The sequence below is a fragment of the Rhodocyclus gracilis genome, assembly GCF_009617575.1.
GTDB classification, from domain to species: domain Bacteria; phylum Pseudomonadota; class Gammaproteobacteria; order Burkholderiales; family Rhodocyclaceae; genus Rhodocyclus; species Rhodocyclus gracilis.
Genome location: NZ_WIXJ01000005.1, coordinates 96481 through 111426, shown reverse-complemented (window position 1 = coordinate 111426; position 14946 = coordinate 96481). Strand labels below are relative to the sequence as shown.

At 65.0% G+C, this 14946-nt stretch carries 16 protein-coding genes; 6 read left to right on the top strand and 10 right to left on the bottom strand.

Annotated features, from left to right (window positions below; genetic code table 11):
• Window positions 1-24 precede the first annotated feature (24 nt).
• From lptB to GHK24_RS08775, 6 genes are all read left to right on the top strand, one after another.
• Complete coding sequence (gene lptB / locus GHK24_RS08800) at window positions 25-759, top strand: LPS export ABC transporter ATP-binding protein (RefSeq protein WP_153472199.1); 735 nt, start codon at window positions 25-27, stop codon at window positions 757-759.
• A gap of 75 nt (window positions 760-834) precedes the next feature.
• Window positions 835-2274: an RNA polymerase factor sigma-54 gene (locus GHK24_RS08795; RefSeq protein ID WP_153472196.1), complete on the top strand. Its 1440-nt coding sequence runs from the start codon at window positions 835-837 to the stop codon at window positions 2272-2274.
• 13 nt (window positions 2275-2287) lie between these two features.
• Window positions 2288-2614 (top strand): ribosome hibernation-promoting factor, HPF/YfiA family, encoded by a 327-nt coding sequence (gene hpf / locus GHK24_RS08790; RefSeq protein WP_153472192.1) that lies wholly within the window; start codon window positions 2288-2290, stop codon window positions 2612-2614.
• Window positions 2615-2728: 114 nt separating this feature from the next.
• A complete protein-coding gene (gene ptsN / locus GHK24_RS08785; RefSeq protein WP_153472188.1) occupies window positions 2729-3181 on the top strand; it encodes a PTS IIA-like nitrogen regulatory protein PtsN in 453 nt (150 codons plus the stop codon).
• Between the two features lie 2 nt (window positions 3182-3183).
• Window positions 3184-4119, top strand: a complete 936-nt coding sequence (gene hprK / locus GHK24_RS08780; protein ID WP_153472185.1) for an HPr(Ser) kinase/phosphatase — start codon at window positions 3184-3186, stop codon at window positions 4117-4119.
• 48 nt (window positions 4120-4167) lie between these two features.
• Window positions 4168-4509: a PsiF family protein gene (locus tag GHK24_RS08775; protein ID WP_422917822.1), complete on the top strand. Its 342-nt coding sequence runs from the start codon at window positions 4168-4170 to the stop codon at window positions 4507-4509.
• A gap of 168 nt (window positions 4510-4677) precedes the next feature.
• Here GHK24_RS08775 and ptsP read toward each other — a convergent pair whose 3' ends face one another.
• The 10 genes from ptsP to GHK24_RS08725 form a co-directional block, all read right to left on the bottom strand.
• The gene (gene ptsP / locus GHK24_RS08770) at window positions 4678-6420 is read right to left on the bottom strand and encodes a phosphoenolpyruvate--protein phosphotransferase (protein ID WP_153472182.1); all 1743 of its coding nucleotides are present in this window, start codon (window positions 6418-6420) and stop codon (window positions 4678-4680) included.
• Between the two features lie 13 nt (window positions 6421-6433).
• Window positions 6434-6703 (bottom strand): HPr family phosphocarrier protein, encoded by a 270-nt coding sequence (locus GHK24_RS08765; protein WP_153472179.1) that lies wholly within the window; start codon window positions 6701-6703, stop codon window positions 6434-6436.
• 145 nt (window positions 6704-6848) lie between these two features.
• On the bottom strand, window positions 6849-7238 hold the full coding sequence (locus GHK24_RS08760; RefSeq protein WP_153472177.1) for a PTS sugar transporter subunit IIA: 390 nt from the start codon (window positions 7236-7238) through the stop codon (window positions 6849-6851).
• A gap of 167 nt (window positions 7239-7405) precedes the next feature.
• Window positions 7406-8512, bottom strand: coding sequence for an FAD:protein FMN transferase (locus tag GHK24_RS08755; RefSeq protein ID WP_153472175.1), 1107 nt, complete (start codon window positions 8510-8512; stop codon window positions 7406-7408).
• Window positions 8509-9498 carry a glutathione synthase gene (gshB, locus tag GHK24_RS08750; RefSeq protein ID WP_153472173.1) on the bottom strand — a complete coding sequence of 330 codons (990 nt, stop codon included), beginning with the start codon at window positions 9496-9498 and terminating at the stop codon, window positions 8509-8511. The genes GHK24_RS08755 and gshB overlap by 4 nt, the downstream gene beginning before the upstream one ends.
• Window positions 9499-9549: 51 nt before the next feature.
• Window positions 9550-10839: a glutamate--cysteine ligase gene (gshA, locus tag GHK24_RS08745; protein WP_153472171.1), complete on the bottom strand. Its 1290-nt coding sequence runs from the start codon at window positions 10837-10839 to the stop codon at window positions 9550-9552.
• A 60-nt stretch (window positions 10840-10899) separates the two neighbouring features.
• A complete protein-coding gene (locus tag GHK24_RS08740) occupies window positions 10900-12138 on the bottom strand; it encodes an Eco57I restriction-modification methylase domain-containing protein (protein ID WP_228384624.1) in 1239 nt (412 codons plus the stop codon).
• 2 nt (window positions 12139-12140) lie between these two features.
• The gene (locus tag GHK24_RS08735) at window positions 12141-13340 is read right to left on the bottom strand and encodes a class I SAM-dependent rRNA methyltransferase (protein ID WP_153472169.1); all 1200 of its coding nucleotides are present in this window, start codon (window positions 13338-13340) and stop codon (window positions 12141-12143) included.
• A 3-nt stretch (window positions 13341-13343) separates the two neighbouring features.
• Window positions 13344-13826 carry a bacteriohemerythrin gene (locus tag GHK24_RS08730; protein ID WP_340666149.1) on the bottom strand — a complete coding sequence of 161 codons (483 nt, stop codon included), beginning with the start codon at window positions 13824-13826 and terminating at the stop codon, window positions 13344-13346.
• Window positions 13827-13980: 154 nt separating this feature from the next.
• A complete protein-coding gene (locus GHK24_RS08725; protein WP_153472167.1) occupies window positions 13981-14940 on the bottom strand; it encodes a tyrosine-type recombinase/integrase in 960 nt (319 codons plus the stop codon).
• Window positions 14941-14946: the final 6 nt, after the last annotated feature.

Here is a 14946-nt window from a genome sequence, read left to right as displayed (position 1 = left end):
TCCAATTTTCCGGGTTGCCTTCCGATGTCCGAGAATCGCAGCACGCTTGTCGCAAGCAAGCTGAAAAAACGTTACAAAGCGCGAACCGTCGTCAGCGACGTGTCGTTTTCGGTGGAGAGCGGCGAAGTCGTCGGTCTGCTCGGGCCGAACGGCGCGGGCAAGACGACCTGTTTTTACATGGTGGTTGGTCTGGTGGCCTGTAACGGCGGCGATGTCCTGCTTAACGACACGCGTCTGACACACCTGCCGATCCACCAGCGCGCCCGTATGGGGCTTGCCTACCTGCCGCAGGAAGCCTCGGTGTTCCGCAAGCTGTCGGTAAGCGAAAACATCCAGGCCGTACTGGAGCTGCAACAGATTCCGCGCAGCCAGATCAACGGTCGACTGGAAAACCTGCTCGACGAACTGCACATCGGGCACTTGCGCAAAAGCCCAGCGGCGGCGCTTTCCGGCGGCGAACGTCGCCGCGTGGAAATCGCCCGCGCCCTCGCGGCCAACCCGCGCTTCATCCTGCTCGATGAACCCTTCGCCGGCGTCGACCCGATCGCCGTTCTGGAAATCCAGAAGATCATCCGTTTCCTCAAGGAACGCGGCATCGGCGTGCTGATCACCGACCACAACGTGCGCGAGACGCTGGGCATCTGCGACCGCGCCTTCATCATCAACGAGGGCGCAGTGCTGGCCGACGGGCGGCCAGATGAAATCATTTACAATGAAAGCGTCCGTAAAGTCTATCTGGGCGAGAACTTCCGCCTGTAGCTCCCGCGCCGGCCCCCGGCTCCGTCGCCGGTTTCTCGGCGCACGCGAGCTCCGGCAACACCCCCGGCTCCGACCATGAAACCGACCCTCCAGCTCAAGCTGTCCCAACACCTGGCGCTGACGCCGCAGTTGCAACAGTCGATCCGGCTGCTGCAACTGTCGACGGTCGAGCTTGAGCAGGAAATCGAGAAGTACCTCGCCGAAAATCCGCTGCTTGAACGCAGCGAGGCAGACTACCCTGCCGTTCCCGCCGACACGGCGCTACGCCCGGAAGGCGGTGAAAGCGACACCTCGGCGCCCCCCGAGAAAGCCGAGAACGCCGAATCGCCGACCGAGTGCGACGCTTTCGACGACGCCTGGGGCAGCGAAGGCCTCTACCCGGCGAGTGGCAGCGGCAGCAACAACGATGACGACGATGCGGACTTCCGCGAGGTGCAGGCATGCACGACGACGCTACGCGAGCACCTTCTCTGGCAGCTTGGCCTCATGCAGCTGCCGCGACGCGATCTCACCCTCACGCAATGCCTGATCGATGCCCTCGACGAAGACGGCTACCTGACGCAATCGCTCGAAGAACTCGCCGAACTGCTACCTGCCGAGCAGGAAGTCGACGCGGATGAACTGGCCGTCGCCCTGTCGCTCCTGCACAGCCTCGAGCCGACCGGCGTCGGCGCGCGCAGCCCGCAGGAATGTCTCGCGCTGCAATTACTTGAGCTCCCCGCCGAGCCGATTCAGGCGCTGGCGCTCTGTATCGCGCGCGAGCACCTGCCGCTTCTCGCCGCACACGACTTCGCCCGCATCAAGAAGCTGACCGGCTGTGACGACGCGGCACTGCGCGACGCGCAGACGCTGATCCGCAGTCTCAACCCGCGACCGGGCGCGCAATATGCCGCCCTTGAAGCGCGCTACATCACGCCGGACATCGTCGTGCGCAAGCTGCGCGGGCAGTGGACGGTCTCCGTCAATGGCGAGGCCTATCCGCGTCTGCGCATCAACCGGCTGTACGCCGACATACTCTCGCGCCAACGCGGCTCGGGGCTCGCCGGACAGTTGCAGGAGGCACGCTGGCTGATCAAGAACGTGCAGCAGCGCTTTGACACCATCCAGCGCGTCGGCCAGGCCATCGTCGATCGACAGCGTCAGTTCTTCGAACATGGCGAAGTCGCCATGCGACCGCTGGTGCTACGCGAGATCGCCGATATTCTTGGCCTGCACGAATCGACAATCTCGCGCGTCACTACCCAAAAATACATGGCGACGCCGCGCGGCATTTTCGAACTGAAGTATTTCTTTGGCAGCCACGTCGCCACCGATACGGGCGGCGCCTGCTCGGCAACAGCCATTCGCGCCCTGATCAAGCAACTGATCAGCGCCGAAGACCCGAAGAAACCTCTTTCAGACAGCCAGCTCTCCGACGTTCTCGGTCAGCAGGGGATTGTGGTCGCGAGGCGAACGATTGCAAAATACCGCGAAGCGCTCAACATCCCGCCCGTGAATTTACGTAAGTCGTTATAAAAAGGAGCAGCACATGAATCTGCAAATCAGTGGGCGTCATCTGGAAGTTACCCCGGCCATCCGCGAATACCTCTCGGTCAAACTCGAACGCGTTGTGCGCCACTTCGACCACGTCATCGACGTCGCTGCGACGCTGAGCGTCGACAAGCTGAAGAAAAAGGCTGAAGTCACCGTTCACCTGAGCGGCAAGGACATCCATGTCGAGGCCATCGAAGAAGACCTCTACGCCGCCATGGACAGCCTCGTCGACAAGCTCGACCGGCAAGTCCAGAAGTACAAGCAGAAGGTTCAGGACCACCATCGCGGCCAGAGCATCGGCGACGCCATCGTTGGTGAGTAACTGTCCTGTGGCGGTAGCCGATGCGTACTCCCTGCATCGGCGCCGCCGCGCCGCCACGACATTTCCGCTGCTTTCGCGTATGTTTCCTTCACGTCGCCCCGCGAGCCGTGCCGAATGAGCCTGATCGCCAATCTCCTCCCGCTTGAAAACATCCTGCTCGACCTCGACGCCGGTAGCAAAAAGCGCGTTTTCGAGCACGCTGGATTGCTCTTCGAGAACAATCTGGGCATTGCCCGCAGTACCGTCTTCGATAGCCTCTTCGCCCGCGAGCGACTCGGCTCGACCGGTCTGGGGCAGGGTATCGCCATTCCACACGGGCGCATCAAGGGCCTGAAGAACGCCTGTGGTGCCTTTATCCGCCTGCAGGCGCCCGTCCCCTTCGACTCGCCCGACGGCAAGCCGGTATCGCTGCTTTTCGTCTTGCTGGTTCCCGAACAGGCGACCGAACAGCATCTGCAGATCCTCTCGGAGCTTGCCCAGCGCTTCTCCGACCGCCAGTGTCGCGAGGCGCTCGCCAGCGCGCCCGACGCCGAAGCCATCCACGCCCTCTTCAGCGCCGACGCCTGACCATGCGCCGCTTCAACGTTCTGCGCCTGTACGAAGACAATCGCGAAAAGCTGGCGCTGAACTGGGTCGCCGCCATCGGCATCGACCGCCAGATCGAACTTAAGGAGCGAGGCAACTACGGCGCTGACGTCGTCGGCCACCTCAACGTCATCCACCCGGATCGCCTGCAAGTGATCGGCGACGCCGAAGTCAGCTGGGCCCGCCGCGTCGATCCGAAGCGTCTGCTCGGCCAGTTGAACGAGCTGATGGCCGCCGAGCCACCGGCACTCATCGTCGCCGACGGCCACGACATCGACCCCGTCATCAAGCAGGTCTGCGAAGCGACGCGCACGCCACTCTTTTCCAGCCCGAAACCCTGTTCGGCAGTGATCGACCTGCTGCGCATCTACCTGTCCAGCCGACTCGCCGACACCAGCAGCATGCACGGCGTCTTCATGGACGTTTTCGGCATGGGCATCCTGATTACCGGCGACTCAGGCGTTGGCAAGAGCGAACTCGCGCTGGAGCTGATTTCGCGCGGCCACGGCCTCGTTGCCGACGACGTTGTCGAACTGGCGCGCATCGCGCCGACAACGATCGAAGGCCGCTGCCCCGGCATGTTGCGCGACTATCTCGAAGTGCGCGGTCTGGGTCTACTCAACATCCGCACCATCTTCGGCGAAACGGCGTCACGCCGGAAGATGAAGCTCAAGCTGATCGTCCACCTGCAAAAGCCCGTTGCCGCCGCCGATGCGCCACGCCTGCCGCTCGACGCGCAAACACAGGAAGTGCTCGGTGTCCCCATCCGCAAAGTGCTGATCCCGGTGGCTGCTGGCCGCAACCTCGCGGTGCTGCTCGAAGCCGCCGTGCGCAACACCATCCTGCAACTGCGCGGCATAGACAGCATGGGCGAATTCATCAACCGTCAGCAGCAGGCCCTGCTTGACGATGACATGTAAGGCCCGCCTATAATCGGCGCACCTTTTCAACCCCGCGTGGAGATAGCCGTGAATAAAGCACTGATTCTCTGTCTGAGCTTCGCCTGTAGCGTGTTCGCCGGCAACGCACTGGCCGCCGATGACGCCAAGAAAGCCCCGTCGCCCGCCCAGCAGGCGCAGCAGGAACGCATGAAGTCCTGCAACAAGGACGCCAAGGACAAGGCCCTGAAGGGTGACGAGCGCAAAGCCTTCATGAGCAATTGCCTGTCGGGCAAAACCGAGAGCGCCGCGCCAGCCGCCGAACCGGGAACGCAGCAGAACAAGATGAAGACCTGCAATAAGGAAGCCGGCGACAAGGCGCTCAAGGGCGACGAACGCAAGAAATTCATGAGCGACTGCCTGAAAGGCTAGGCAAGGCCAGCAAGCAGCGGGAATAAGTCAGCGCAACGCCCTTGGCCGCGAGGGGCTAGCCGGCGCAGCGACCACATCGAAGCCGCCCCAGCCGCCAGAGACACCGCAGCCACACCCCTCGCAACGCCCGCCCTCGTGCGGGCGTTGTTGTTTCCGCCCTGGTCGCGCCTAAAGACCGTTCAGGCGCTCGATCTGCTCGCGGATCTTCGCCGGCTCTTCGCAACGCAGCAAACGACGCGCCAGAGGCGCGGTGTCAGCGACATTGCTCATCAGCACCCGCTGCTTGACCTCCAGCAGTTGCCCCGGATGCATCGAGAACTGGCGCAGCCCCATGCCGAGCAGGAGGCGCGTCATGCTGACGTCGCCCGCCAGCTCGCCGCAGACAGAGACCGGGCAACCAGCCTTCTCGGCGCTGCTGATCGTATGCGCCAGCAGCATCAGCACGGCTGGATGCAGAGGATCGTAGAGGTGCGAGACTTCCTCGTCGGAACGGTCGATGGCGAGCGTGTACTGGATCAGGTCGTTGGTGCCGATCGACAGGAAGTCGAGCCGGCGCAGGAACAACCCGACCGCTAAGGCGGCGGCGGGAATTTCGATCATCCCTCCGACCGGCATCGACTCGTCGAAGGGAATTTTTTCGCCGCGCAGGCTCGACTTCGCCTGCTCGACAGCCGCCAGGGTCTGATCGATTTCCTGCGCGTGGGCGAGCATCGGCACCAGCAGTTTGACCTTGCCGTAGTGCGACGCCCGCAGAATCGCCCGTAGCTGCGTCTGGAACATCGCTGGCTCGGCAAGCGACAGACGGATGGCGCGCAGGCCAAGTGCCGGATTCGTCTTCACCCGATCGAACTGGTTTTCCTCCGGGCGAGGATCTTTGTCGTTGCCAAGATCGAAGGTGCGGATAGTGACCGGGCGCCCGTCCATGCCGCGCGCCACCTTGCGATACGCCTCGAACTGCTGGTCTTCCGACGGCATGTCGCCACCGCCGATGAAGAGGAATTCCGTACGGAAGAGGCCAATCCCCTCGGCTCCCGCCTCCAGCGCGCCGGCAACGTCGGCCGGCACTTCGATGTTGGCATGCAGATCGACGGAAATGCCGTCCAGCGTGCGCGAGCGCGCCGTTTTCAGGCGCTTGAGCTTGTTGCGTTCGAGCTCGATCTGGCTTTTGCGTAACTCGTACTCTTCGAGCACGTGCGCGTCGGGGCTGACGATCACAACGCCGCGCGTGCCGTCGACGATCAGCGTGTCCTTGTCGCGAATGAGCTGGCGCGCGCTGTGCAACCCGAGCACCGCCGGGATGCGCAGGCCGCGCGCGAGAATCGCCGTGTGCGAGGTCGCGCCGCCGACATCGGTGATGAAGGCAGCGAAGGGGTGCTCCTTGAAAACGATGACGTCCGCCGGCGACAGGTCGTGCGCGACGATGATCTGATTCGCCTCGCGCTGCCCCCGCGCCTTCAGCACACTGCGCCCGTCCTTGCCGGACAGCGCCTTGATCACGCGCTCCACCGCCTGCCGCACATCGTCGGCGCGCTCACGCAGGTACGGGTCTTCGATCTTCTCGAACTGCGCGACGAGATGCTCCATCTGCTGCACCAGCGCCCATTCGGCGTTGCAGGCGCGCTCACGGATGAGCACCTTCGGCATTTCCGACAACTCCGGGTCGGAAAGAATCATCGCATGCAGATCGATGAACGCGCCGAAGTCGCCCGGCGCCGCGCCCATGCCTTTCTTGATCGCCTCGAACTCGCCGCGCACGCTGGCGATGGCGGCTTCGAAGCGGGCAATTTCCTTGTCGATCTGACGCGCTGACAGGGTCAGGTGAGCCACTTCCAGCGTCGCGTGCGAAAGCAGGCACGCCTGACCGATCGCAATGCCGCCAGAAACCCCCAAGCCTTGCAGCGTGTAGCTCATAATTGGCGCCCGCTTATTCGTGTTCGCCGAAACGGTCGGCGATAAGCGCCAGAATCGCTGCCAGCGCCGCGTCGTCGTTATCGCCCTGCGTGTCGATGACGACGGTCGATCCGCGACCGGCGGCGAGCATCATCACGCCCATGATGCTTTTGGCGTTAACGCGTCGCGCGCCTTTTTCCATCCACACCTCGCAAGGGAAGCTCCCGGCGAGCTGCGTGAGTTTGGCTGACGCACGAGCATGCAGCCCAAGTTTGTTGATGATTTCGACTTCCGCGCGTGCCATACCCGGTTTCCCGTCCCCTGTTTGCCTGCATCAATTCTTCGGCGCGACCGCTGCGTCGCTCCCCGGCACTTCCGCCTACCCCTCTACGGGCCGTTGCGCCCCCAAACGGCGTCGTTCACGACGCCGCGCAGCCCCTTCATGCTTCTCACACACCACTCATGTCGCACACGCCATCACGACCGCCGCTGATGGCCTTCTGCAGCATCGTTTCCAGGCCCTTCTCGCGGTAAGTCAGGACGCGCAGGAGCATCGGCAGATTGACTCCCGCCACCCCTTCGACCCGCCCCGGCTCCAGCAGCTTGAGCGCCAGATTGGCGGGCGACGCGCCGAAAATGTCGGTCAGTATCAGCACGCCATCGCCGGCATCGACGCTGGCCAGCATGCGTTGCGCCGTCGGCAGCAAATCCAGCGGATCGTCCTGCGCGGCCAAACCCAGCTGTGCCAGCAACGGCGGGCGGCGATTGAGAACGTGATAGACGTTCTGTAACAGCGCTTCACCGAAACTGCCATGCGTAATCAGAAAGACACCGATCATCGCCGCACCGCCCTATCGTCCTGTCATTCTAAGGGAATTCCCCGGCGCGCACGTCGCCGCGCGAGCACCGAGCGTCGCCATACGCGAGTTACCGCCAAAGCCCGCCGACGCACGCCGAGGCAGGGGGTCGATGACCATGCCCTTGCCACCGTCGCGCGTACTCTCGCTCACGGCAACACCTCAAGATCGGCCGGCGCATCGCCCACCCAGGTGAGGCGGCGATTGAGCGCCGCCGTCACTTGCACATGCCCGGCGCCGTCGACGCGCAGCACCTCGTCGATCCCCATTTTTTTCGCCAGTCGCGGCCAGTCGGCGGTGCCAGCGACGAACAAAGGCTTCGAACTCGCATCCGAACGCGTCCCCGCATCGGCCACGCGCGGAATGACGATGGTCACCGCCTCGGTAGCCGACGCCGGCTCGCCCGTGCGCGGATCAAGCAGGTGGCAGTAGCGCCGGCCGTTCAGTTCGAAATACCGCTGATAGTCGCCGGACGTGCCAATCGCCTCGCCATCGGCAAGAGCCAGCGTTGCCATCGGGCCGGGTTTGCGCGGGTGCTGAATGCCGACACGCCAGGCCCGCCCGTAGCGATCACCCAAAGCCATTACGTTGCCGCCAATATTGATCAGCGCGTTATTCACGCCGTGCGCCCGCAGGATCGCCGCGCCACGGTCGAGCGCCACGCCTTTCAGATAACCGCCGAAATCGAGCGCCACACCTCGCGAACGGCTGCTGACACGTCCTTCCTTCAGCACCACTTCGGCAATGCCGGGGCGCTCCGCCCGCCAGGCAGCGAGGGCCGCCGCGTCCGGCAGGGTGGCGACGAACTCGTCCGCCTGAAAGCCCCAGAGATGGATCAGCCGGCCAATGCCCGGATCGAAGAGCCCCTCACCCACCGCCGAACGCTGCTGTGCGTCGGCGATGAAGCCGGCCATTTCCGGGCTGACCGACACCGACTGGCCAGCGGCCAGCGCGGCGTTCAGCGCCGACAGCTCCGAAGGCTGCCAGGCGTGATAGGTGCGGTGCAAACGGTCGAACTCGCGCAGCACCGCATCGGCCGCCGCCACTGCGACCGCCTCGTCGACGCCGGCGATGATCACTTCTACGCGCGTGCCGAAAACGAAGGATTCCTGCTGATACACCGATTCGCGCGCGCAACCGCTCAACAGCAGCGAGCTCAACCCGAGCAACGCCGCCGCCCGCAGCAGCCATCCACCCAGCCAGCCGCCAAGTTGCGCCAGCGACGGGCACGACCTTACCCCGCCATGCTCACTCATGCGTCCGCCACCCCTGCGCCGCGCGAGGTGAGGGGGGCCGCGCGCACGGCTCGTTCGAGCGCGGTGATGAACATCGCTGCCACATCAAAACCCGTCTGTGCCTGTATCTCGACCATGCAGGTCGGGCTGGTGACGTTGATCTCGGTCAGGCAGTCGCCAATGACGTCGATGCCAACGAGAAAGAGACCGCGCGCCGCCAGCACGGGTGCCAGCGCCGTAGCGATCTCGCGATCGCGCGGGGAGAGGGGGCGCGCCACCCCGCGCCCGCCCGCCGCCAGATTGCCGCGCGTCTCGCCGCTGCGGGGAATGCGCGCGAGGCAATAGGGGACGACCTCACCATCGATGATGAGGATGCGCTTGTCGCCGTCGCTGATCGCTGGCAGATAGCGCTGCGCCATGATCGTGCGCCCCCCCAGATCGGTCAGCGCCTCGATGATCGCATTGCGATTCGGGTCGTCGCGGCGCACCCGGAAAACGCCAGCGCCGCCCATGCCGTCGAGCGGCTTGAGGATCACATCGGCGTGCTCGTCGATGAACGCGTCAATGGCCTCGGCGCGGCGGGCCACGCGCGTCGGCGCGGCAAAGCGGGCGAACTCGGCAATCGAGAGTTTTTCGGAGTGATCGCGCAGGGCACGCGGGCGGTTGAAGACACGCGCGCCATCGTGCTCGGCACGTTCGAGCAGCCAGGTCGCCGTGACGTATTCGAGATCAAAGGGCGGATCCTTGCGCATGACGATCGCGTCGACGTCGCGCAAGGCCAGCGTGCGCCGCTCACCGGGCACGTACCAGGACTCCGCCGACGCCGTCAGGGTGATCGACAGCGCCTCGGCGGCCACCGCGTCCGCCTGCGAATCCCAGAAGAGATCGGGCGCTTCGATGATCGACACGCCATGGCCCGCCGCCTGCGCGGCACGCATCATGGCGATGCTCGAATCCTTCGCCGGCTTGAGCGAGTCCGGCGGATCAACGATGAAGGCGAAATGCATGCGGGCGGACCTTTCAGACCTTGCGAACGAGGCAGTCGGGGCGGCGGCCGCCTAAGCGACGCCGGCGGGCAGGGACGTGCGCTCGAGTTCCAGCGACGCGGCCAGCAAGGCCAGCCGGGCGACGACACCATAGGCGTAAAAGCGATTCGGCGCCGCATCGGGATCGCAGCGCTGATCGGGCAGCGTACAGCAGGTTTCGAAGGCCAGCGGCTCGAAGTGCATGCCCGGCGCGTTAAGGTTCTCGTCACGCCCGCGCGCCGTGTGCACACGGTAGAACCCCCCGACGACGTAGCGGTCGATCATGTACACCACCGGCTCGGCGACACCGCCGGCGACTTCCTCGAAGGTCTGCACGCCTTCCTGGATGATCACCTGCGACACGGCGAGGCCTTCCTTCACCACCGACATCTTGTTGCGCTGGCGGCGGTTGAGACCGCGCACTTCGGCCGCGTCGCGCACGGTCATCACGCCCATGCCATAGGTTCCGGCGTCGGCCTTGACGACGACGTAGGGCGTCTCGTCGATGCCATGCTCGCGATACTTCTCGCGAATCATCGTCAGGAGGCCGTCGACCTTGGCGGCGAGACAGTCTTCGCCTTGCCGGTCGTGAAAGTCGATCTCGTCGCAGCTGGCGAAGTAGGGATTGATGCGCCAGGGATCGATGCCGATCAGCTTGGCAAAATCACTGGCCACATCGTCGTACGCGGCGAAGTGCTGCGACTTGCGCCGCACCGCCCAGCCGGCATGCAACGGCGGCAGGAGATGCTGGCTGTCGAGACCACGCAGGATGTCGGGAATGCCCGCCGACAGATCGTTGTTGAGCAGGATCATGCACGGATCGAAGCCGTCGACGCCGAGCCGGTCACCGCGTCGCACCAGCGGCTCAAGCAGGAGGGACGCGCCGTCGTCGAGTTCGACCGTCGTCGGCGCCGTGATCTCCGGCGACAGCGAACCCAGGCGAACGTCGAGACCGGTGCGCCGCAGGATGGCGGCGATCTGCGCGACGTTTTGCAGGTAGAAGCGGTTGCGTGTGTGGTTCTCGGGGATGAGCAGGAGATTGCGCGCGTCGGGGCAGATTTTCTCTACCGCCGACATCGCTGCCTGCACACAGAGCGGCAGGAAGGCGACGTTGAGGTTGTTGAAGCCGCCGGGAAAAAGATTCATGTCGACCGGCGCCAGCTTGAAGCCGGCATTGCGCAGGTCCACCGAGCCGTAGAACGGCGGCGTGTGTTCCTGCCACTGGCTGCGCAGCCAGCGTTCGATGGTAGCGGCGTTATCGAGAAAACGCCGCTCGAGTTCGAGCAGCGGCCCGCTGAGGGCGGTGGTAAGACGGGGAACCATGGATACCTTTCTCCACCGGCGAGTGCTCGGCGCACGCCGGATTCTGACCATTTCGGTCGTTTAGTTTACACCGGGCGCGGGCAGGAACATGCGAAACGCCGCCGGCAGCGGCGCATGCTCGAGACTGCGCTGCGTAAAGAGGAAGCGGCCATCACAGACGAAGCCCGCCGCCTGCCAATCGACGCCATTCAGTGCGCTCGCCAGTTCTGCGACATCCACCTGCGGATTGTGGGGAAAGATGGCGAGCACCGATCCGTCGTAATGCACGCAGTCGTGAACAAAAAACGGCGACGACTGACGGGTCTTGCTGTTTACGTAGACCCGCGCACGCTCGGACTGAAAGTAGCTGCGGCCCCAATGCCACCAGTTGGCCTCGTGAAAAGGCTGCACGCGTCGCGCCAGCAGGCGCGTCTTGTGCGGCAGCAGCACCGCCGGCGGCGCATCGTTCGCCCCGCCCGGCTCTACCCAGATCATGCGCCGCGTCTTGCCGGTCGCGACCGTGCTGGAACAGACAAACTCCCGGTTGCCGTGTTCCGCGTCGGCAAAAATGGCGTCAGCACCGGAGACAGCGCCCACTCGCACGCTGGCGATATCGCCCAACAACAGCGCCGGTGCCTCGCGAAGAAACCGCAAGTGCCCGCCCGCCTCGACAAAGCAACGCGTCTCCCACGCCGGAGCGGCGAGGGCAGCAACGCCGGCGGCGCTGCCGAGCGCGGCGAAACGCGTGCGCCGCGAAAAATCCCCCCGGACGAAGCGCCAGATAGCGCAGTTGGGCGTCGCGCCGTCGAAAAGATGCAAATCCCCGAGATCAATGAAATGCGTGATGCTGCCGCTCGCGTAGAGCAGCCGATTGAGACGCAGCGCGGAAGTGGCGGCGAGGAAATCGCGCGGCGTGATGAAGATCAGTTCGCCACCTTCATCGAGATGGCGCAGGCACTTCTCGATGAAGAACAGGTAGAGATTGGAGCGCCCGTCGAAGTGTTCGGCCGACAGGCGTGCGCGCGTCGCCGGCGCGATGTCCTGATAGCGCACATACGGCGGGTTGCCAATGATCGTCGCGAAGCGCTCCTCTGCCGGCAGCGCGAAGAAATCCATGACGCGCGCGCCCGCCGGCGCATGCCGCGCGTCAATCTCGATCCCGAGAGTACCGGCGGGCAAATGGCGAAAAAACGCGCCGTCGCCGCACGAGGGTTCGAGGCAGCGACCCGCATTGCGGCGCAGGGCGAGCATGGCCGCGACAACCGCCGGCGGCGTGAACACCTGCCCGAAGGTGGCGACTTCGCGCGGCACGACCATCATGCTCAATCGACCTGGCAAAGCAGTCCCTTCAGATACTCGCCTTCGGGGAAGGCGAGGCCGACCGGATGATCCGGCGCGGCGGCGAGATGCTCGACGATGCGCGCCGAGCGACCGGCGTCGATCGCCGCGTCGGCGACGACCTTGCGAAACAGTTCGGCGCTGATGCCGCCCGAACACGAATAGCTCATCAGCAGCCCCCCCGGCGCCAGCAGCCGGAAGCCCTGCAGATTGATGTCCTTGTAGGCGCGGGCGGCACGTTCGGCATGCGCCGCCGAGGGAGCGAACTTCGGCGGGTCGAGAATGATGAGGTCGAAACGCTCACCCGCCGCCTTGAGCTGCCGCAACTCGCTGAAAACGTCGGCCTCACGCCATTCAGCGCGGGCGGCCTCGAGCTGCGGATTGAGCGCCAGATTGGCCGCGGCAGTCGCCAGCGCCGGCCCGGACGAATCGATGGAAAGCACGCGACTGGCGCCCCCAGCCAGGGCTTGCAGGCTGAAGCCGCCGGTGTAGCAGAAACAGTTGAGCACCGAACGCCCATCCGACAGTGCGCGCACACGCCAGCGGTTGTCGCGCTGATCGAGATAGAAGCCGGTTTTGTGGCCACCGACCACATCGACGTGCATGCGCACACCATTTTCGTTGATGACGAGCGCGGGCGTCTCACCTTCGCCGGGGCCGCCGACACGCCAGCCCACCTCCGGCTGCAAGCCTTCGAGGCGACGCACGTCGGCGTCGGAACGCTCGTAGAGATGCGAACAGCCCGTCGCCGCCAAGAGAGCGCCGACGATGGCGCGCCGCCAGCGGTCGGCGCCAACCGCCGTCAATTGCAAAACAAGGGTATCGCCGTAACGGTCGGCGACGACGCCGGGCAGGCCGTCCGTTTCGCCATGCAGCAAACGCACACCGTCCTGTCCCTGCAACTCCGGCAGCCCGTTGCGGCGGGCGACGGCAGCAGCGACGCGGCGCTTGAAGAAGGCATCGTCGATCGTCTCGTTGGCGTCGAAGCTCCACATGCGGGCGCGAATCTGCGACTGCGGACTCCACGCGGCGCGACCCAGCGGACGCTCATCGGCGGCGAAAACCTCCACCGTATCGCCCGCGCGCGCGCGGCCCACCAGACGCTCGACGGCGCCCGCGAAAATCCACGGGTGGCGACGCAGAAGCGAACGCTCCTTGCCGGGATGCAGAATCAGTTTTGCCATGGTTCAACCAAGAAAACGGGTAAAAAATCGGCTCAGCGCGAAGCCGGGGCGGGGCGTGCCTTGCTCCAGAAAGCGCGCATAGGCGGCGTCGGCGCGCAGGATATGGCTCACCAGCCAGTCGCGCAAAAAATGCAGCATGTCGAGACTGACTACTCCTCGTTCGCCCAGATGTTCCCGCTCAAGCGCCACCCGGTGAATGAACTGCTGGTGTTCGGCCAGATGCGCGGCGATCTCCGGACAGCCTTCGCTGCGCATGAGGGCTTCTTCGGCCGCGAAATGCTCGCGCGTGTAGCGTTCCAGACGACCGATCAGCGCGTCGACCGTCGCCCTGTCGGCCCCTCGGACCTGCGCGTGCCAGATGTCGTTGATCAGCGTGAATAGGGCCTGGTGCTGCGCGTCGATTTCGTCGAAGCCGAGCGCATAGCGCTCGTCCCACGTGACGACATCGGCCACGCCGAGGCGGGCGCCGTCTTGCTCAGTCTTCACTATGGTCTCCTGCGCCGGTTGGCGCTGCGTGCGAAAGTGGAATCTGCGAAGAGTGGATTCGCGAGTGGGGAATCTACGAAGGGGAACTCTGCAAACAGCAAAGGCGCGATTTTAAGCCAGCCCCGCGCCAGCGAATGCGTCACCGACGCTGACGCTACTTGCGCCGGGCGCGCGGGTGCGCCGCGTCGTAGACCTTCGCCAGATGTTGAAAATCCAGATGGGTGTAGACCTGCGTCGAAGCGATGCTGGCGTGGCCGAGCATTTCCTGCACCGCGCGCAGATCGCCCGACGACTGCAAGACATGCGAGGCAAACGAGTGGCGCAGCATGTGCGGATGCACGCGCATCGGCAAGCCCTGTGCGACGGCGCGGCGTTCGAGCTGCTGCTCGATGATACGCACGGCAATACGCGCTCCCCGCACGCCAACGAACAGCGCCTTCTCGCCGCGGGCCGCCAGGGCTTCGCGCTGCGCCGCCCAGGCGGCAATCGCCTCGCGCGCCCGTGTGCCGACCGGCACCTGCCGCGTCTTGCTGCGTTTGCCGAGCACACGCACTTCGCCACTGGCAATGTCGGCCAGACAATCGACATCGAGCGACGCCAGCTCCGACAGGCGCAGCCCCGACGAGTAGAAAAGCTCGAACATCGCCTGATCGCGCAAGGCCACCAGCGCCGCGCGCGACGTCTCTGCATCGGCGTCCTCGGCAGAAGCCCCGGCATCCGGCGATGTGGCGCGGACGGGCGCCCGCAGCGCGTCGCCAAGCAGCCGATTGGCTTCGTCCGGCGACAACACCTTCGGCAGGGGGCGCGGACTTTTCGGGGCGCGCACGCCTTCCACCGGGTTGCGCGCCAGAACGCCGCGCCGGCCAAGCCAGCGGTAGTAGCCACGCCAGGCCGAAAGGGCACGCGCCAGCGTGCGGCCACCGAGACCGCGCGCATGCAGCACGCCGACAAAGCGGCGGATGTGCGTCGCCGTCAAGGACTCCAGCGGAGTCTCGCCGGCCAGTTCCAGCAGGCATTCAAGATCGTGCCGATAGCCGGCGACCGTATGCGGCGACTGCCGTCGCTGATCCGCCAGTTCGGCCAGCCAGACCGGAACCAGAGCCGACGGCGTCATCGCCAG